Below are 19,441 nucleotides of genomic sequence, written 5' to 3' on the forward strand. Positions count from 1 at the left end.
ATGGGTCAATGGAGGGGCTCGATTTTTTTGCGCTACGGGGTTGGTTTTTTTGGGTCCAGACACCGACCGGGTAGCGACCTTCAAAGCAAAGCCGATCCACCTGACTCCTGCCACTTCTCAAAGGAGATAGAGCTTGCGGGAAACTTTACGAGGGAATATTAAGACGCATCCGAGGGATGAGAAGGAAATGTGATGCTTGTTTGTAGTCCGGGAAGGCGCGAGCTTATCCAGGCACATCGACCGCTCCTGGCTCATCTAACGAGGCGTTCCACTACGCATCGCTAACGCAACATTATGCAATACGGAAATTTCGGACCGCGCTTCAGCCCCCTTCCTACATCAATCCTTTTAATGCCTTGTTAGCGTGTTCGGCCATTGACGCAGGTTCAAGCCCGATAGGGTTTTGCGCCTCGCTTTCACTTTCAGCTTAAGGACGAGCAGATGAAAAGCAAAAGGATAAGCGCATGTTCGCCCCGGCCAACGCTGCCCAGTTCACGCTTGAACTTCCCACGGTTCGCAACGATTTAGGATCAAAAGTACGCGTTACCGCTGGAGCTGAAACCGATTGCCGAAAAACTGATGGCTTATGCGCTGGGCGAGACCCGTCGCGCGGGCTTGAACGTGTTCGAGGAGGAGTTGCTCTCTCAACGCTACATCCATCTGTCTGCCAACTGGAATGCTGCCAAAGGCTGGAACAACAGTGATCTGAACATCGTGTTCATCGATCGACCCGCCGAACACTATGTTCGTAAGGTGCATCCCAATGTGTAAGCGCTCATTCATGCTCAAGACCGGCTTTACGCTGTTACTCGCGTTGCTGTTGGGAGGATGTGTCTTGGGTGAGCACAGATCATTACCTTATGACGCTTGGAGCCTCGATTTTTTTGCCCCCGACTACATGGAGGTCTGGATTGAAACGGCAGATGTCGTGGATATCAATGAGCGTGTGTTCCGCGGCGCGGGCAGCGGAATACCGACCATGGGTTATCCCCGCGCGCTAAGTAAAAGCATACCAACTCTTTTTAGGGGCGATGCAAAAGGATGGCCCGAATATCCCGGAGGCAGTGGCCGACGCGTAACTGATGCTGCTCTACCGCGCTTGGTCTATGTACGCTGGCAATCCATGGCCGAGCCGCAGACTTATGAAGCGTATATAGAGATCCCAGAATCGGCGCGATACACCATGCTCCATAGTGAAGAAGCTTTTTGCGGTGCGGTAGGGAAATGGAAAATCGATTACCGAAAGCTGTTGACTGTCGGCCTGGCGCCAGGAGGAATCGCCAAGGTGTGGTTAGGCGGGCCCTGCCTAAAATCGACCGAAGTCACTCGCGTCCAAGGCACGATCAATCCCGAAGGCCCCTACGGGGGTACGTCCAACGGAAAGCATCGACCCCTTTCAGAAGAATCCAAAGCCTACATCGACAAATTCGGTATTCCCTATGGCTCCTGGTAACCCATGAACTATCAGCAGAAACCACGACCAGAAGGACTTTCAGTTGAAGACCTCATTTCTAATTAAAGCAGGCGGTGCAATGGGGCTAGCGCTCTTCTTGAGCGGATGCGCCAAGGACCATCGCAAATCTTTGCCTTATGCAGCATGGAGTCTCAGATTTTTTCAATTCAATGTTGAGTCGGTGCGGCTCAACCAATAGAGCACTCAGCATTATGACTAATCGACACAGTAAAAAATCGGCGGTGGCTTTAGGGCGGTACTGGGTTGCCATGTTCACACTTGTAGCTAGCGTCTCTGTTCGAGCGGAAGGTTGCCATGGTGTTGGCTGCCTATTAAACGGTGGCCCACTTGAGTTCTCGATGCTGACTGGGATCGGGTTGATCTACACAACTGTCGGGCCGTTTATTTCGACCTCGGACGCCACAAAAGATGGCCCATCGAAACACTACACCCAGGCGGTGAAAGACGACGCCGCCGCGTATCTTGCTACCGACGGCGATATCCATGGGCCGATGCTGGAATCTGCATGGCGTATGTACCTGGAACAGCAGGCTGATCTTCAGCCAAGCAAGAAAGCGTTCGCCCACATGGTCCTGGCTACCTATGGATGAACAACCAAGCTCCATCAGCCCTATCGCGCCGACGTTGCCGACGTTGCCGACTATGTAGCCCTGTAGCAGCCCAACGCAGGCTTCGCCAGCTGCCACAGGGTTGAGTGATTGGGGTTGCTTTCGTCACGCATAAAAAATGGGCACCCAACTTCATTGGCGTGCCCATTTTTTATCCCGCTCACCCGCTAGGCGGCAGTCCGTGTGTGTTACGGATTAACGCTGTCTTTCAACGACTTGCCCGGCTTGAACGCAACAGTATTGCTGGCCTTGATTTTGACTGGCTCACCGGTCTGCGGGTTTTTGCCGGTACGTGCACCGCGATGGCGTTGCAGGAAGGTGCCGAAGCCCACCAGCGTAACGCTGTCTTTGCGGTGCAGGGCGCCGGTGATTTCTTCGAGAACGGCGTTGAGAACGCGGTTGGCCTGTTCTTTGGTGAGGTCTGCTTTTTCCGCAATGGCAGCAGCGAGTTCTGGTTTACGCATTAGTGAAGCCCCTTTGACGGTTTTTTGTTGTTATGTCCGTGTTGTTCTCGTTGGAACAACGCCCAAAGCGCCGCAGGTGCTCTACTCTACGGCAGACGGGAGTGAGGATGGCACGCGCTTTAGAGCGACGCCAGTCTCCCCGCGACCTTTGTGGGGGCAAAAGCGCGGTGATTCCGACAGAACGACCGCTATTTACGCCAGCAAGGCCGGAAGCTCTTTGTTCAGGGCGAGTTTTTCCATTACCGCGGTGCCTGTCAGGGCATAGCCCAGCAATTTGCCGGCATCGTCGCGGCATAGCACTTTGATGTCCGCACCCTGCCCTTCGACCGTCCAGACGCCCTCCGCGCCCCGTGGCGGCGGCGAAACCACCAACGGGCAGACCGGGGTTTTCACGGTGATCGGCATCGGTCCGTAATTCACCGTTGTAGGGTTTCCGGCGAGGGTCTGGGCCAGCGCTCTCGCACAGCTCATGAGGGGCATGACGTACAACAGATTCAGCCCATCGACCTCGGCGCAGTCGCCTAAAGCGTAGATGTTGGCGTGAGAAGTTTTCAGGTGACGGTCGACCACCACGCCACGGTTGACCTGCAACCCGGCAGCGGCCGCCAAGTCGATGCGCGGACGCAGACCGATGGCCGACACCACCACATCGCACGGGATGACCTGACCATCGGACAAATGTGCTTCCAGCCCGTCAGCCACTCGTTGCAGGCGATTGAGTACCGGCCCGAGATGGAAGCGCGCACCCACGCTTTCCAGGCCGGCCTGAACCGCAGCGGCCGCAGCCGGGTGCAGCAAGGTCGGCATGACCTGTTCGCACGGTGCAACCAGTTGCACCTCGTAACCACCGAGGATGAGGTCGTTGGCGAATTCGCAGCCGATCAGACCGGCGCCCAGCAGCAACACGCGACGCTTGCCGGCCGCAGCCGCGCGAAAGCGAGCGTAGTCTTCAAGATCATTGATCGGGAAAACGGCATCCGCCGCGTCGCCTTCGATCGGCACCCGCACTGTTTCCGCGCCCCAGGCCAGGATCAGGTCACGGTAGATCACCGCCTCTTCGCCGATCCACAGGCGTTTATGGCCCGGATCGATACCGCTGATGCGCGTGTGGGTACGCACTTCGGCTTTCAATTGCTCGGCCATGGCGCCCGGTTCGGCCATGCTCAAGCCATCGGCGTCTTTATTCTTGCCGAAGCCGGTGGAGAGCATCGGCTTGGAGTAGGAGCGTCCGTCATCTGCGGTAATCAGCAGCAGCGGGGTTTCGCCATCGAGTTTGCGAAACTCCCGGGCCAGGTTGTAGCCAGCCAGCCCGGTGCCGACGATCACGACAGGTGCGTTCATTCCTTACTCCTTTAATTCCTAGTTGATTTCAATCATTTCGAAATCCATTTTGCCTACGCCGCAGTCAGGGCAGAGCCAGTCTTCCGGGACGTCCTGCCACGGCGTGCCCGCCGCAATACCGTCGTCCGGCCAGCCGTCGGCTTCGTTATAGATCAGGCCGCAGACCACACATTGCCACTTTTTCATTCAGGTACTTCCTCAGGATTCAGGCTTTTGCCGGCGCGAACGGTCGATGGGTGAAGCGTTGCCGTCCGGCTCAGGGCGTTTTGTACTGATCGTGCCGGGCAGATGCAAGCCTGTTCGGCGCAACAGCAGGCCGGCCAATCAAAATCGGAGCCTGACATGGTAAGCTCGCCGCCTCATTTGCTGCCAATAATGACTCACTGTGCCGCACTCAAAATCCCCCTCCGCGACACCGGTCTGGCTTCCCCGAAGTCAACTGACGCCCCTCCCCGACACGTCTACGCTTGATTGGTTGTTCGATGAAGGGTCGCTGACCCGGCGCCTGATCCGCCTGTCGAATGACGGTTTCAGCGTCACGCCGCTGTTCGAAGGCTGGCAATCGCTGCGCGCCGACGAATGTGCGGCGCTGGAGTTGGCCGAAGGCAGTGAAGGCTGGGTGCGCGAGGTCTATTTGCGCGGCCACAGTGAAGCCTGGGTGTTTGCCCGCAGCGTGGCGGCGCGTAGCGCGTTGCAGGGTGATGGATTGCATATGGATGAATTGGGCAGTCGCTCGCTGGGCGAATTGCTGTTTTGTGATCAGGCATTCCAGCGCCGGGCTATCGAGGTTTGTCACTATCCTCAAGCGTGGTTGCCGGTGGATGCTCGGGCGCCTGAACTATGGGGTCGGCGCTCGCGTTTCGACCGTGGCGCCTTGAGCGTGCTGGTGGCCGAGGTTTTCCTGCCGACCTTGTGGAACGCCACCCGTGCCCATCCGGAGAATTGCTGATGTACCAGAGCCTGCTCAAGTCCCTGAACCGCGTGAATCCTCGGGCCTGGGATTTCATTCAGCTGACCCGCATGGACAAGCCGATCGGCATTTATTTGCTGCTGTGGCCAACGTTGTGGGCTCTCTGGATTGCCGGTGAAGGTTCGCCTTCATTGGCCAATATCGTGATTTTCGTGCTCGGCGTGGTACTGACCCGTGCCGGCGGTTGTGTGATCAACGATTGGGCGGACCGCAAGGTCGATGGCCACGTCAAACGCACCCAACAACGGCCACTGGTGAGCGGCAAGATCAGCTCGAAAGAAGCTCTGGTGTTCTTCGCGGTGCTGATGGGCGTGAGTTTCCTGCTGGTGCTGTGTACTAACGCGACGACGGTGTGGCTGTCGCTGGGCGGCTTGGCCCTGGCCTTCAGTTACCCGTTCATGAAGCGCTACACCTATTACCCGCAGGTGGTACTGGGCGCAGCGTTCTCCTGGGGCATGCCGATGGCGTTCACCGCCGAAACCGGTGAACTGCCGGCGGCGGCCTGGTTGCTGTGGATCGCCAACCTGTTGTGGACCGTGGGCTACGACACCTATTACGCCATGACCGACCGCGATGACGACCTGAAGATCGGGGTGAAATCCACAGCGATTCTGTTTGGCGACGCCGACAGGGTGATCATTCTGACCCTGCAAGGGTTGGCATTGGGGTGCCTGCTGCTGGCGGGTTCGAAATTCCAGCTTGGCGGCTGGTTCCACCTCGGGCTGCTGGCGGCGGCGGGCTGTTTTGCGTGGGAGTTCTGGTACACCCGCAGCAAGGACCGGATGCGCTGCTTCCAGGCGTTTTTGCACAATCACTGGGCGGGGTTGGCGATTTTTGTCGGGATTGTGCTGGATTACGCGCTGCGCTGAAGCGACTGACGCCTTCGCGGGCAAGCCTCGCTCCTACAGGAACGAGGCTGTGGTTCCTGAACTCGCTACTTCTTAGGTCCGGTGTTGGTGATGACGTGCCAGACATCTTTCATGCCGTCACCCTTCATTTCTCCAGGTTTTTCGTCCTTCATAAACGTATATAGCGGCTTACCGTCATAAGCCCATTGCATCGTGCCATCGTCACGTTTGATGGTCGTCCATTTGCCTTCGGCCTTGGCGCCCGCCGGGGCCATCATCGGTGGCCAGTTCTTGGCACAATCATCGTTACACATCGACTTGCCGCCGGTGTCCTTGTCGAACGTGTAAACGGTCATACCCTTGTGGTCGACCATCATGTCGCCTTTCATCATCGCCGGTTCGGCGGCGAAAGCCATCGTCGGCAAAATCAAGGCAGCGGCCAACATCAGGGTTTTGAAGGAAAAAGTGTGCGATGTCATGGAAACCTTCCTCTTGTGGTTGTCAGGATTCGGACTTAAAGCTTAGTTCAGGATCACGACAATCGCAGGACGGCTAAAATACTGTCACACGACTGCAATAATTCCGTTATCTAATGCGGCGCAAGACAGTTAAATGACAAGAGGATTAACGCATGGTTGGCAGGAGCATTCTGATCGTCGACGACGAAGCGCCCATTCGCGAAATGATCGCCGTTGCGTTGGAAATGGCCGGCTATGACTGCCTGGAGGCAGAGAACTCGCAACAGGCCCATGCCATTATCGTCGACCGCAAACCGGACCTCATCCTGCTCGACTGGATGCTGCCCGGCACCTCCGGCATCGAGCTGGCCCGCCGCCTCAAGCGCGATGAACTGACCGGGGATATCCCGATCATCATGCTCACAGCCAAGGGCGAAGAGGACAACAAGATCCAGGGCCTGGAAGTCGGCGCTGACGACTACATCACCAAACCGTTTTCCCCACGCGAGCTGGTGGCGCGCCTGAAAGCCGTGCTGCGCCGTGCCGGCCCGACCGATGGCGAAGCGCCGATCGAGGTCGGCGGCCTGCTGCTGGACCCGATCAGCCACCGCGTGACCATCGACGGCAAACCCGCCGAGATGGGCCCGACCGAATACCGTTTGCTGCAATTTTTCATGACCCACCAGGAACGTGCCTACACCCGTGGCCAGTTGCTGGATCAGGTCTGGGGCGGCAATGTCTATGTCGAAGAGCGCACGGTCGATGTGCACATCCGTCGCCTGCGCAAAGCCCTCGGCGATGCCTATGAAAATCTGGTACAAACCGTGCGCGGCACCGGCTACCGGTTTTCCACCAAGGCCTGAGCCGACCGCCAGACTCGCTGACACTGACAAGGACGTATTTTTCCGTGAACCAAAACTGGCATGGCACCCTGATTCGCCACATGCTGTTGCTGGTCACCGCCTGCTTGGTGATCGGCCTGATTTCCGGCTACTACGGCTGGAGCCTTGCTGTGGGCCTGGGCCTTTATCTGGCCTGGACCCTCAAGCAACTGCTGCGCCTGCACGAATGGTTGCGCCTGCACAAACCCGATGAAGCACCGCCCGACGGCTACGGCCTGTGGGGTGAAGTGTTCGACAGCATCTACCACCTGCAACGCCGCGACCAACGGGTGCGCGGGCGCTTGCAAGCGGTGATCGACCGGGTCCAGGAATCCACCGCTGCGCTGAAAGACGCGGTAATCATGCTCGACAGCGACGGCAATCTGGAATGGTGGAACCGCGCCGCCGAAACCCTGCTGGGTCTCAAGACTCCTCAGGACAGTGGCCAGCCCGTGACCAACCTGGTGCGCCATCCGCGCTTCAAGGAATACTTCGAGCAGGACAGCTACGCCGAACCGCTGGAAATTCCTTCGCCGATCAATGATCGCCTGCGCATTCAGCTGTACATCACTCGCTACGGCAATAACGAACACTTGATGCTGGTGCGCGACGTGACGCGTATCCATCAGCTGGAACAGATGCGCAAAGACTTCATCGCCAACGTGTCCCACGAACTGCGCACACCGCTGACGGTGATTTGCGGCTACCTGGAAACCCTGCTCGACAACGTCGAGGAAGTGAACCCGCGCTGGACCCGTGCCCTGCAGCAGATGCAGCAGCAAGGCGGGCGCATGCAGACCTTGCTTAACGATTTGCTGCTGCTGGCCAAACTGGAAGCCACCGATTACCCGTCGGACAATCAACCGGTGTCCATCGATGGCCTGCTGCAATCGATCAAGGGCGACGCTCAGCAGCTGTCCGGCCAAAAAAACCAGCACATCACCCTGGACGCCGATCCGACGATTCTGCTCAAGGGCAGCGAAACCGAATTGCGTAGCGCGTTCTCCAACCTGGTGTTCAACGCCGTGAAATACACCCCGGCCGAGGGCAATATCCGCATTCGCTGGTGGGGTGACGATCAAGGCGCACACCTGAGCGTGCAGGATTCGGGGATCGGCATCGACAGCAAACACTTGCCGCGCCTGACTGAACGCTTCTACCGCGTCGACTCCAGCCGCAACTCCAACACCGGCGGCACCGGGCTGGGGCTGGCCATCGTCAAACATGTGTTGCTGCGCCATCGGGCACGTATGGAAATCAGCAGCGTACCGGGCCACGGCAGCACGTTTACTTGCCATTTTTCGCCAGCCCAGGTGACCAGATCCCGGGTTATCAGCGCCACCGATTGATACCGGCCAGCACTCGCCACTAGGCAAGCCAAGAGTCAGCCGCTACATTGGCTGACTTGTGCCTGCCCTTCAGGCGCACTTTTTTCTTTCCTTTCGAATACACGGAACCCGCAAAACTCCATCATGGACCCTTCCCCTGGCTTGACCCTCGCGACACTCTTCGCCGATTTCGGCATGATTCTTTTTGCTCTGATCCTGGTTTTGCTCAACGGCTTTTTCGTTGCGGCGGAATTTGCCATGGTCAAATTGCGCTCGACCCGGGTCGAAGCCATCGCAGAACAGCACGGCTGGCGCGGGCACATCCTGCGCACCGTGCACAGTCAGCTCGATGCTTACCTGTCGGCGTGCCAATTGGGTATCACCCTCGCCTCCCTGGGCCTTGGTTGGGTCGGTGAGCCGGCATTCGCACACATTCTCGAGCCGGTGCTCGAAGCGGTCGGCGTACAGTCCGCTGAAGTGGTCAAGGGCGTGTCGTTCTTCACGGCGTTCTTTATCATTTCCTACCTGCACATCGTGGTCGGCGAACTGGCCCCGAAATCCTGGGCCATCCGCAAACCCGAGCTCCTGTCGCTTTGGACGGCTGTGCCGCTGTACCTGTTCTACTGGACCATGTACCCGGCCATTTACCTGCTCAACGCCAGCGCCAACCAGATCCTGCGGATCGCCGGCCAGGGTGAACCCGGCCCGCATCACGAGCACCATTACAGCCGTGAAGAACTGAAACTGATCCTGCACTCCAGCCGTGGCCAGGACCCGAGCGACCAAGGCATGCGCGTACTGGCCTCGGCGGTGGAAATGGGCGAGCTGGAAGTGGTCGACTGGGCCAACTCCCGGGAAGACCTGGTGACGCTGGAGTTCAACGCGCCGCTCAAGGAAATTCTGGCGATGTTTCGTCGCCACAAGTTCAGCCGCTACCCGGTGTATGACAGCGAGCGCCAGGAGTTCGTCGGCCTGCTGCACATCAAGGATTTGCTACTGGAACTCGCGGCTCTGGATCACATTCCCGAGTCGTTCAACCTCGCCGAACTGACCCGGCCGCTGGAGCGCGTGTCTCGCCACATGCCGCTGTCACAGTTGCTGGAACAGTTCCGCAAGGGCGGTTCGCATTTCGCTGTGGTCGAGGAAGCCGACGGCAACATCATCGGCTACCTGACCATGGAAGACGTGCTGGAAGTGCTGGTGGGCGACATTCAGGATGAACACCGCAAGGCTGAACGCGGGATCCTCGCGTATCAGCCAGGCAAACTGTTGGTGCGCGGCGATACGCCGCTGTTCAAGGTGGAACGCCTGCTGGGCATCGACCTGGACCACATCGAAGCCGAAACCCTCGCCGGGCTGGTCTACGAAACCCTGAAACGGGTGCCGGAAGAGGAAGAAGTGCTGGAGGTCGAAGGCTTGCGGATCATCATCAAGAAGATGAAAGGGCCGAAGATTGTTTTGGCCAAGGTGTTGATGCTGGACTAAGCGATCCCGACCGGATCCGTGTTGATCCCTTCGCGAGCAAGCCCGCTCCCACTTTTGATCGGTGTCGAACCCTATTTATGTGATCGACGCATAACAAGTGTGGGAGCGGGCTTGCTCGCGAATGCGTCAGACCAGACAACCCATCACTGCTTGCCCAACGCAAAGTTGGGCAACGCGCCTACCGCTTGATTGAACTGGTACGGAATCGACACCAGCCCCAACCCGGTATTGCGCTGCACCACGAAGTGCAGGTGCGGGCCGCTGCTGTTGCCGGTGTTGCCCGACAGCGCCAGCGCACTGCCCACCGTCACTCGCTGACCTTCCCGTACGCTGACCGAACCTTTCTTGAGGTGCAGGTACACGCCCATGGTCCCGTCATCGTGCAATACCCGCACGAAGTTGCCCGACGGATCATTGCCGCGCCCGGTCTGGCCATTCTCGGTTTTCACCACCATCCCGCCGCGCGCCGCGATGATCGGCGTGCCTTCGGGCATGGCGATGTCCATCGCATAACGGTTCTTCGGCCCATAGTGGCTGTATTGGCCATTGGCGCCCTGACTCAGCCGAAACGGCCCACCGCGCCAGGGCAACGGATATCGATAGGCCATGGCGGCCCCTGCGGGATCGCCCAGGGAATATTCGAACCTTGGGGTATACATCAGCGGCCTTCCGGCCTTCGTCGCCTTGAGCAGCGCCAGACGAATGTTACTGCGCGCCGGCAGAACCCGCCGGATCGGTCGGCTCGGCGCGCCGCTGACGTTACTCAGCCCGGCAAAACTCAGTTCGATCTCGACCGGCGCATACAGATCGTTGCGCACGAACACACTGTCCATGCCCCTCTGCTTCTTGATATCGAGGTACACCTGCCGCTCAAGACGCTCGACCATCCGGTCCCGAAAAACGAACACCTTCGCGCCTTTGGTGGGGCGGTCGCTGTAAGAGACCACGCCACTGGCGTCGGTGGAGCGGTAAATCGTCATGGCCACTGCAGAGGTGGAGGCTATGAACAGACCACAGAAAAACAGCAGGCGCGCGAGCATGGGCAAAATTCTGTCGAGTAAGGCCTGGGGAGGAGCCTAGCAGCTGAAATGGACCAGCGTAGTCGGCAGATGTTTCAAGATGGGCGGTTCAGGGAGATGTGTGGTGAATGTGATGGCCCCTTCGCGAGCAAGCCCGCTCCCACATTGGAATGCACTCCAATGTGGGAGCGGGCTTGCTCGCGAAGGCGGACTAACAGGCGACGCCGGGCTTACGCACCCGGTACGAAATGCTTCTGCGCCGTGCCACGGGCGATCAGGCGGGAGATGTAGTCGAGCTTCTGCGCATCCTGGTCGACAAAGCGGAAGGTCAGTTGCAGCCAGTCGCTGTCGGGCTTCGGCTCGTGGGCGACGATGGCGTGCAGGTAGCCGTTGAGACGGGCAATTTCAGCGTTGTCGCCCTGCTCCAGGTCGAGCACGGCGCTGTCGAGAACTTGCGGCAGCGTGTCGGTGCGCTTCACCACCAGCAGCGCTTCCTTGATGCTCAAGGCCTTGATCACGCATTGCTGAGTGCCGCTGGGCAGGCGCAGTTGGCCCTGACCACGACCACCAGCAGGCGCTGCGGAGGCAGCAGGCGCCTTGACCGGCGGGCTGTTAAGCAGGCCGCGAGACGGTGCGGTAGCCGGGGCTGGTGCGGCGGCGGCAGGTTTGGCGAACGGGTTGACCGGTGCCGCCGATGGCGCGTTCAGCGCTGCCTTGCCGCCAGTGAGTGCGCTGAGGGAATCGTTGCCGAACGCCGAATTCATTTTGGTCGGCGCGCTGTTCATCAAGGTGTCGAGCTTGCCGACCTTGTTCAGTGCCTGCTTGACCTTGGTCAGCAGTTGCTCGTTGGTGAACGGCTTGCTGACGTAGCCGGAAACCCCGGCCTGAATTGCCTGGACGACGTTCTCTTTATCGCCACGGCTGGTCACCATCACGAACGGCATGGTCTTGAGATTGTCCTGCTCGCGGCACCAGGTCAGCAGTTCCAGACCAGACATTTCCGGCATTTCCCAGTCGCACAGAACCAGGTCGAACGCTTCTTTGGCCAGCATGGCCTGGGCCTTTTTGCCGTTGACTGCATCTTCGGTCCGGATCCCCGGGAAGTAGTTGCGCAGGCACTTCTTCACCAGGTCACGAATGAACGACGCATCGTCCACGACCAACACACTGATCTTGCTCATCCAACACCCCTTTTAAAATCCCGGCAAGCATAACGCTGGCTGATGGCACTTTGCCAAAACTCTTCAGTCACGCCGGGACTTTTCGTTCGCGGGTGCTGCTTTTCTATTCGGTTTTTCAATTCGGCTGCAAACAAAAACGCCCGGCCAAAAGGCCGGGCGCTTTTCTTGGGCAATCTTACTTATCGTCAGCTTTGCCCGGAACATTAGCGGTTTCGGCACTTGTGCCTTCAACTTCTTCCTTCATGCGCTTGAGGCCCAGGTGACGCACGTCGGTGCCGCGCACCAGGTAAATCACCAGTTCCGAGATGTTGCGCGCATGGTCTCCGATCCGCTCCAGGGAACGCAGCACCCAGATAATGCTCAAGACCCGCGAGATAGAGCGCGGGTCTTCCATCATGTAGGTGGCGAGTTCACGCAGTGCGGTCTTGTATTCGCGGTCGATGATCTTGTCGTATTGCGCCACCGATAACGCCAGGTCGGCGTCGAAGCGGGCAAACGCATCAAGGGCATCGCGAACCATGTTGCGCACCTGGTCGCCAATGTGGCGAACCTCGACGTAACCGCGCGGGGCTTCGCCTTCTTCGCACAACTGGATGGCGCGACGAGCGATCTTGGTGGCTTCATCGCCGATGCGCTCCAGGTCGATCACCGATTTGGAGATGCTGATGATCAAACGCAAGTCCGACGCCGCCGGCTGACGACGGGCCAGAATGCGCAGGCATTCTTCGTCGATGTTGCGTTCCATCTGGTTGATCTGATCGTCGATCTCGCGCACTTGCTGGGCCAGGCCGGAGTCGGCCTCGATCAGCGCGGTGACCGCGTCGTTGACCTGCTTCTCGACCAGCCCGCCCATGGCCAGGAGGTGGCTGCGCACTTCCTCGAGCTCAGCATTGAACTGCTGGGAGATGTGATGGGTAAGGCCTTCTTTACTAATCATGTTGGCGTCCTTGGAGCGTCCGGTAAGGTGCGGTGGGCCGCAGCGTCAGTTCAGTGAACAACCAACCGCTTGCTAGCCGTAGCGACCGGTGATGTAGTCTTCGGTCTGCTTCTTCGCCGGATTGGTGAACAGGGTATCGGTGTCGCCGAATTCCACCAGTTTGCCCATGTACATGAACGCCGTGTAGTCGGAAACCCGCGCGGCCTGTTGCATGTTGTGGGTCACGATAACAATGGTGAACTTGGATTTCAGTTCGTAGATCAGCTCTTCGACTTTCAGCGTGGAGATCGGGTCGAGTGCCGAGCACGGTTCGTCGAGCAGCAGCACTTCCGGCTCCACGGCGATGGTGCGGGCAATCACCAGACGTTGCTGCTGACCACCAGACAGGCCGAGTGCCGACTCGTGCAGACGGTCTTTGACCTCATCCCACAGCGCCGCGCCTTTCAACGCCCACTCGACGGCTTCGTCGAGGATGCGTTTCTTGTTGATGCCCTGGATGCGCAGACCGTAAACCACGTTCTCGTAGATGGTTTTCGGGAACGGGTTCGGCTTCTGGAACACCATGCCGACCCGGCGACGCAGCTCGGCCACGTCTTCGCCCTTGCGGTAGATGTTGTTGCCGTAGAGGTTGATCGCGCCTTCGACACGGCAGCCGTCCACCAGGTCGTTCATGCGGTTGAAGGTGCGCAGCAGCGTGGATTTGCCGCAGCCGGACGGGCCGATGAAGGCGGTCACGCGCTGTTTCGGGATGTTCATGCTGACGTCGAACAGCGCTTGTTTGTCGCCGTAGAACAGGCTCAGGCCCGGTACTTCGATGGCCACGGTTTCCTGCTCGAGGCTCAGGCTCTGTTTGTCGCGGCCCAGGGCCGACATGTTGATGCCGTGAGTGTGTGCTTCGTGCTGCATGGGAGGCTCCCTGTGCTAACAAATTCGGTTCGGAACGCTTATGGCGGTTCCAATCAATATTCCGGCAGACGCAAATCAATGTGGGAGCGGGCTTGCTCGCGAAGAGGCCATCACATTCGACATCAATGTTGCCTGACCCACCGCTTTCGCGAGCAAGCCCGCTCCCACAAGGTCCGCGCCGACCTGTTAACTATCTAAAGCTTTGTATTTTTCGCGCAGATGGTTACGGATATAAACGGCCGACAGGTTCAATGTCGCGATCACCAGCACCAGCAGCAGCGCCGTGGCGTACACCAGCGGCCGCGCGGCTTCGACGTTCGGGCTCTGGAAGCCGACGTCATAAATGTGGAAGCCCAAGTGCATGATCTTCTGGTCCAGGTGCAAGTACGGGTAGTTGCCATCCAGCGGCAGAGACGGCGCCAGTTTCACCACACCTACCAGCATCAGCGGCGCCACTTCCCCGGCGGCACGGGCCACGGCGAGGATCATGCCGGTCATCATCGCCGGGCTGGCCATCGGCAGCACAATTTTCCACAAGGTTTCTGCCTTGGTTGCGCCGAGGGCCAACGAGCCTTCGCGCACAGTGCGAGGAATCCGCGCCAGGCCTTCTTCAGTGGCCACGATAACCACCGGCACCGCCAGCAGCGCCAGGGTCAGCGAGGCCCAGAGCAGGCCCGGCGTACCAAAGGTCGGTGCCGGCAGTGCTTCAGGGAAGAACAACCGGTCGACCGAACCGCCGAGCACGTAGACGAAGAAGCCCAAACCAAACACGCCGTAAACAATGGCCGGAACACCCGCCAGGTTGTTCACCGCGATGCGGATCAGCCGCGTCATCGGTCCTTGCCGTGCATATTCACGCAGGTAGACCGCCGCCAGCACGCCGAACGGCGTCACGATCATCGCCATGATCAACGTCATCATCACGGTGCCGAAAATCGCCGGGAAAATCCCGCCTTCGGTGTTGGCTTCACGCGGGTCATCACTGAGGAATTCCCAGACCTTGCTGAAGTAGAAGCCGATCTTGGTGAAGGTGCCCATGGCGTTCGGCTGGTAGGCGTGAACCACTTTACCGATGCCGATTTCGACTTCTTTGCCGTTCGCGTCGCGAGCGGTCAGGCTGTCGCGGTTGAACTGAGCGTGGAGATCATTCAGACGCGCTTCGATTTCCTGATAGCGGGCATTCAGCTCGGCGCGCTCGGACTCCAGGTCCGCTTGTGCGGCAGCGTCGAGACGGCCGGCCAGCTCCAGTTTGCGACCGTGCAGACGCACACGTTCGAGACCGGCGTTGATCGCGCCGATGTCGGTTTTTTCCAGGCTCTTGAGCTGTGCGGCGAGCTGGTTGACGCGATCGACACGCGCCTGCAACTCAGGCCATGCGGCCTCGCCTTCAGCGATGACCTTGCCATCCTGTTTGACGTTGACCAGGTAGCCGTAGAAGTTGCCCCACTCACGACGCTCAATGGCCATCAGCTCAGGCGGAGTTTTCTGGTTGGTCAGCCACTCGCCGACAATCCAGGTGAAATCGGTGCCGTTCAGATCACGGTTGCCGACCTTGATCAGCTCGCGGGTCATGAACTCCGGGCCCTGATCGGGCACCGGCAGGCCAGCGCTTTTCAGGCGCTCGCGTGGCACTTCTTCCTTCTGCACCACTTCGCCGATGACGAGGTGGTTGGCTTGGCCCGGCACGTCGTAACTGGCGTGGACCAGGTCCGCCGGCCAGAAGTGACCCAGACCGCGCACGGCAATCACCGCCAGCAGGCCAATGGTCATGATGACCGCAATGGACACCGCGCCACCGCTGATCCAGACGCCGGGGGCGCCGCTCTTGAACCATCCATTCAGGGAGTTCTGTTTCACAGACTTCTACCTTTCTTAAAGCGACGAGTATTTCTTGCGCAGACGCTGACGAATCAGTTCCGCGAGGGTGTTCATGACGAAGGTGAACAACAGCAGCACCAGCGCCGAGAGGAACAGCACGCGGTAGTGGCTGCCGCCAACTTCCGATTCGGGCATTTCCACTGCGACGTTGGCCGCCAGGGTGCGCAGGCCTTCGAACAGGTTCATTTCCATGACCGGGGTGTTACCGGTGGCCATCAGCACGATCATGGTTTCACCGACCGCACGGCCCATGCCGATCATCAGTGCCGAGAAGATGCCCGGGCTGGCGGTGAGGATCACCACGCGAGTCATGGTCTGCCACGGCGTGGCACCGAGGGCCAGGGAGCCCAGGGTCAGGCCACGAGGCACGCTGAACACGGCGTCTTCGGCGATCGAGTAGATGTTGGGAATCACCGCGAAACCCATGGCCAGACCAACCACCAGAGCGTTGCGCTGGTCGTAGGTAATGCCCAGATCGTGGGAGATCCACATGCGCATGTCGCCGCCGAAGAACCAGGTTTCCATGTACGGGCTCATGTACAGCGACAACCAGCCCACAAACAGAATCACCGGGATCAGGATCGCGCTTTCCCAGCCGTCCGGCACTTTCAGGCGGATGGACTCAGGCAGGCGACTGAAGACGAAACCCGCCACCAGAATGCCGATCGGCAGGAGCATCAGCAGACTGAAGATGCCGGGCAAATGCCCTTCGACATAAGGTGCGAGGAACAGGCCGGCGAAGAAGCCGAGGATCACCGTCGGCATCGCTTCCATCAGCTCGATCACCGGCTTGACCTTGCGACGCATGCCCGGAGCCATGAAGTACGCGGTGTAGATCGCGGCGGCCACGGCCAGTGGCGCGGCCAGCAGCATCGCGTAGAACGCAGCTTTCAGGGTACCGAAGGTCAGCGGCGAGAGGCTCAGTTTGGGTTCGAAGTCGGTGTTGGCCGCGGTCGACTGCCAGACGTATTTAGGCTCGTCGTAGTTCTCGTACCAGACCTTGCTCCACAACGCGCTCCACGAGACTTCCGGGTGCGGGTTGTCGAGCAGCAACGGTTGCAGCTTGCCGCCCTGCTCCACGATCACGCGGTTGGCCCGTGGCGACATGCCGAAAAGGCCTTGGCCGTCGACCACCTGGTCTACCAGCAAAGTGCGGTGAGCGGTGCTGTGGAACACGCCGAGTTTGCCGGACGCATCGAGGGCAACGAAGCCTTTACGACGTTCTTCGGCGGTGATTTCAACGATCGGCTCAGAGCCCATCTGGAAGGTACGAATCTGCTTCAGACGCTGCTCGCCATCCGGGTCGCGAGCCATGAACCATTGGGCGAGACCGCCCTTGGAGTCACCGACGATCAGTGAGATGCCGCCCAACAGTTGTGTAATAGCGGTTACTTCGGCATTACCGTCTTCAAGCAACTTGTAGCGCCCGTTAAGGCTCTTGTCGCGCAGACTGAAAACATCGGCCTGAGCGCGACCATTGACCACATACAACCACTGCTGACGCGGGTCGATGAAGATGTTCTTCACCGGCTCGGTCATTTGCGGCAGCTCAACGCGCTTCTGCTCGTTGGTGACTTCGCCGGTCATCATGTTTTCTTCGCTGGTCAGCGACAGGACATGCAACTGCGCGGCTGTGGAGCCGGCCAGCAGCAGGGTCGAATCGGCAGCGTTGAGGCTGACGTGCTCCAGAGCGCCGCCCGCCTCGTTCAGCACGATTGGCGTTTCGCCGTACGGGTATTCGATGGCCGGCGAGATGGTTTTCTTGCCGTCCGGATAGCTGACTTTATACGTGTGACGGAACACCAGTGCCTGACCGTTGGACAAACCCACCGCCACCAATGGCTGGCCAGGTTGATCTTCACCGATGGAGGTCACGCTGGTGCCGGCTGGAATCGGCAGGTCGACGCGGCGCAGCTCGGCGCCAGTGTCGATATCAAAGAACAATGCCTGGCCCTTGTCGGAAACCCGCATGGCGACCTGGTTCTGCTCTTCGAGGGAGATCATCAGCGGCTTGCCGGCGTCTTGCATCCAGGCGGGCGTGATGGCGTCTTTGGCGGTCAGGTCAGCACCCTGGAACAGCGGCGCAACGACGTAACCGAGGAAGAAAAAGATCAGGGTGATTGCGCCCAGAACGGCGAGGCCGCCGACGAGGACGTACCAGCGGGTCAGGCGATCTTTCAGCGCACGAATACGGCGCTTGCGTTGCAGCTCAGGCGTATTGAAGTCAATTCGCTTGGGGGGATTTGTAGTCATGGTGGAGTTGGCCAGATCATTCATTCGCACACCCTAGCGATCCTGTATGACAGAAAGATGACAATGCAGTGACGCAACAAATCCGCCGCCTGTGGGAACTGGCAGTGGATCGAAAATTTGGGAGGGCCGGGTTGCCAGCGTGGCAACCCTGAGCCTTTGTAGGAGCGAAGCTTGCTCGCGAAGGCATCGCCTCGGTTCTCCCTTGAAAACGAGGCGATCCCTTCGCGGGCAAGCCTCGCTCCTACAGGTCCGGGTTTAGCCCGGACCTACGGTTTTACTTTTTTGCGACGTTACCGCCTTCTTGCAGACCCAGGTCAGCCAGTGCTTTTGCAGCAACCTTGGCTGGCAGCGGGATGTAGCCGTCTTTCACAACCACTTCCTGACCCTGTTTGGACAGAATCAGTTTCACGAACTCGGCTTCCAGCGGGGCCAGAGGCTTGTTCGGGGCCTTGTTGACGTAAACGTAGAGGAAACGCGACAGCGGATACTTGCCGTTCAGGGCGTTTTCTTCGGTGTCTTCAACGAACTCGGTGCTGCCTTTCTTGGCCAGGGCCACGGTTTTCACACTGGCAGTCTTGTAGCCGATGCCCGAGTAACCGACGCCGTTCAGCGAGGAGCTGATCGATTGCACGACCGAAGCCGAACCTGGTTGTTCGTTGACGTTTGGCTTGAAGTCGCCTTTGCACAGGGCTTCTTCTTTGAAGTAGCCGTAAGTGCCGGATACCGAGTTACGACCGAACAGTTGCACCGGCTTGTTGGCCAGGTCGCCGGTCACACCCAGATCGCCCCAGGTTTTCACATCGGTTTTAGCGCCGCACAGACGTGTCGAGGAGAAGATCGCATCGACCTGTTCCATGGTCAGGTGCTGGATCGGGTTGTCTTTGTGTACGAACACCGCCAAGGCATCCACAGCAACCGGGATAGCGGTTGGCTTGTAGCCGTACTTGGTTTCGAAGGCTTGCAGCTCGTTGTCCTTCATCTTGCGGCTCATCGGGCCCAGGTTAGCGGTGCCTTCAGTCAGCGCAGGTGGCGCGGTAGAAGAACCGGCAGCCTGAATCTGGATGTTTACGTTCGGGTATTCTTTCTTGTAGTTCTCAGCCCACAGGGTCATGAGGTTAGCCAGGGTATCGGAGCCGACGCTGGACAGGTTGCCCGACACACCAGTGGTCTTGGTGTAGCTCGGGATCGACGGGTCAACAGCGGCAACCGCGTTCGCAGTCGCAACGCCAGCAGCGACAAAAGTCATTGCCGCCATCAAACGCTTCAGTTTCATGCCTTACTCCTAGCAGATAGGTGTGTTAAGTCGGGGCCAAGTATCAGCAGGCCGTGTGAACACTCTATGGCTGAAATATGACAATTGGATGAAAGGCCAGTATTTGGTTTTACAAGCCTGCTCGCGATGGCGCCGGT

19 protein-coding genes are annotated in these 19,441 nt (G+C 59.0%); 8 read left to right on the forward strand and 11 right to left on the reverse strand.

What is annotated here, in order from left to right; all coding sequences use genetic code 11:
* Positions 1–579: 579 nt before the first annotated feature.
* The 3 genes from IC37_RS08660 to IC37_RS30410 all read left to right on the forward strand — a co-directional run bounded on the left by IC37_RS08660 (position 580) and on the right by IC37_RS30410 (position 2,064).
* Positions 580–771 (forward strand): hypothetical protein, encoded by a 192-nt coding sequence (locus IC37_RS08660; RefSeq protein WP_030132459.1) that lies wholly within the window; start codon positions 580–582, stop codon positions 769–771.
* Between the two features lie 10 nt (positions 772–781).
* Entirely contained in the window at positions 782–1,453 is a 672-nt protein-coding gene (locus tag IC37_RS08665; protein WP_371916315.1) for a DUF2931 family protein, read from the forward strand.
* A 359-nt stretch (positions 1,454–1,812) separates the two neighbouring features.
* The gene (locus tag IC37_RS30410; RefSeq protein ID WP_256580687.1) at positions 1,813–2,064 is read left to right on the forward strand and encodes a DUF2388 domain-containing protein; all 252 of its coding nucleotides are present in this window, start codon (positions 1,813–1,815) and stop codon (positions 2,062–2,064) included.
* Between the two features lie 206 nt (positions 2,065–2,270).
* Here IC37_RS30410 and IC37_RS08675 read toward each other — a convergent pair whose 3' ends face one another.
* The 3 genes from IC37_RS08675 to IC37_RS08685 form a co-directional block, all read right to left on the reverse strand.
* Entirely contained in the window at positions 2,271–2,546 is a 276-nt protein-coding gene (locus IC37_RS08675) for an HU family DNA-binding protein (RefSeq protein ID WP_003213368.1), read from the reverse strand.
* A gap of 192 nt (positions 2,547–2,738) precedes the next feature.
* Positions 2,739–3,887 carry an NAD(P)/FAD-dependent oxidoreductase gene (locus IC37_RS08680; RefSeq protein WP_030132462.1) on the reverse strand — a complete coding sequence of 383 codons (1,149 nt, stop codon included), beginning with the start codon at positions 3,885–3,887 and terminating at the stop codon, positions 2,739–2,741.
* An 18-nt stretch (positions 3,888–3,905) separates the two neighbouring features.
* Positions 3,906–4,073 (reverse strand): rubredoxin, encoded by a 168-nt coding sequence (locus IC37_RS08685; protein WP_027926308.1) that lies wholly within the window; start codon positions 4,071–4,073, stop codon positions 3,906–3,908.
* Between the two features lie 199 nt (positions 4,074–4,272).
* Between IC37_RS08685 and IC37_RS08690 the strand changes: the two genes are divergently transcribed.
* Together IC37_RS08690 and ubiA are read left to right on the forward strand one after the other, a co-directional pair.
* A complete protein-coding gene (locus tag IC37_RS08690; protein ID WP_030132463.1) occupies positions 4,273–4,836 on the forward strand; it encodes a chorismate lyase in 564 nt (187 codons plus the stop codon).
* Positions 4,836–5,726 carry a 4-hydroxybenzoate octaprenyltransferase gene (gene ubiA, locus IC37_RS08695; RefSeq protein WP_030132464.1) on the forward strand — a complete coding sequence of 297 codons (891 nt, stop codon included), beginning with the start codon at positions 4,836–4,838 and terminating at the stop codon, positions 5,724–5,726. The genes IC37_RS08690 and ubiA overlap by 1 nt, the downstream gene beginning before the upstream one ends.
* A gap of 65 nt (positions 5,727–5,791) precedes the next feature.
* Here ubiA and IC37_RS08700 read toward each other — a convergent pair whose 3' ends face one another.
* Positions 5,792–6,184 carry a hypothetical protein gene (locus tag IC37_RS08700; RefSeq protein WP_030132465.1) on the reverse strand — a complete coding sequence of 131 codons (393 nt, stop codon included), beginning with the start codon at positions 6,182–6,184 and terminating at the stop codon, positions 5,792–5,794.
* 152 nt (positions 6,185–6,336) lie between these two features.
* Here IC37_RS08700 and phoB point away from each other — a divergent pair, with 152 nt between their 5' ends.
* The 3 genes from phoB to IC37_RS08715 all read left to right on the forward strand — a co-directional run bounded on the left by phoB (position 6,337) and on the right by IC37_RS08715 (position 9,857).
* Entirely contained in the window at positions 6,337–7,026 is a 690-nt protein-coding gene (gene phoB, locus IC37_RS08705; protein ID WP_007896474.1) for a phosphate regulon transcriptional regulator PhoB, read from the forward strand.
* A gap of 80 nt (positions 7,027–7,106) precedes the next feature.
* Positions 7,107–8,393 (forward strand): phosphate regulon sensor histidine kinase PhoR, encoded by a 1,287-nt coding sequence (gene phoR / locus IC37_RS08710; protein ID WP_256580701.1) that lies wholly within the window; start codon positions 7,107–7,109, stop codon positions 8,391–8,393.
* 123 nt (positions 8,394–8,516) lie between these two features.
* Entirely contained in the window at positions 8,517–9,857 is a 1,341-nt protein-coding gene (locus tag IC37_RS08715; RefSeq protein WP_030132467.1) for a hemolysin family protein, read from the forward strand.
* Positions 9,858–10,000: 143 nt separating this feature from the next.
* On the opposite strand, the gene IC37_RS08720 is transcribed toward IC37_RS08715, so the two are convergent.
* The 7 genes from IC37_RS08720 to IC37_RS08750 form a co-directional block, all read right to left on the reverse strand.
* Complete coding sequence (locus IC37_RS08720) at positions 10,001–10,897, reverse strand: peptidoglycan DD-metalloendopeptidase family protein (protein ID WP_030132468.1); 897 nt, start codon at positions 10,895–10,897, stop codon at positions 10,001–10,003.
* Between the two features lie 209 nt (positions 10,898–11,106).
* Positions 11,107–12,057: a response regulator gene (locus IC37_RS08725; protein ID WP_030132469.1), complete on the reverse strand. Its 951-nt coding sequence runs from the start codon at positions 12,055–12,057 to the stop codon at positions 11,107–11,109.
* Between the two features lie 175 nt (positions 12,058–12,232).
* Positions 12,233–12,994 (reverse strand): phosphate signaling complex protein PhoU, encoded by a 762-nt coding sequence (phoU, locus tag IC37_RS08730; protein WP_008073516.1) that lies wholly within the window; start codon positions 12,992–12,994, stop codon positions 12,233–12,235.
* Between the two features lie 72 nt (positions 12,995–13,066).
* Positions 13,067–13,900: a phosphate ABC transporter ATP-binding protein PstB gene (gene pstB, locus IC37_RS08735; protein WP_007896484.1), complete on the reverse strand. Its 834-nt coding sequence runs from the start codon at positions 13,898–13,900 to the stop codon at positions 13,067–13,069.
* Between the two features lie 186 nt (positions 13,901–14,086).
* Positions 14,087–15,757, reverse strand: coding sequence for a phosphate ABC transporter permease PstA (pstA, locus tag IC37_RS08740; protein ID WP_030132470.1), 1,671 nt, complete (start codon positions 15,755–15,757; stop codon positions 14,087–14,089).
* 15 nt (positions 15,758–15,772) lie between these two features.
* Entirely contained in the window at positions 15,773–17,806 is a 2,034-nt protein-coding gene (locus IC37_RS08745; protein ID WP_177409385.1) for an ABC transporter permease subunit, read from the reverse strand.
* Between the two features lie 499 nt (positions 17,807–18,305).
* The gene (locus IC37_RS08750; protein ID WP_030132472.1) at positions 18,306–19,304 is read right to left on the reverse strand and encodes a phosphate ABC transporter substrate-binding protein PstS; all 999 of its coding nucleotides are present in this window, start codon (positions 19,302–19,304) and stop codon (positions 18,306–18,308) included.
* Between the last annotated feature and the right edge of the window lie 137 nt (positions 19,305–19,441).

The organism is Pseudomonas sp. QTF5, assembly GCF_000512695.2.
Lineage (GTDB): Bacteria > Pseudomonadota > Gammaproteobacteria > Pseudomonadales > Pseudomonadaceae > Aquipseudomonas.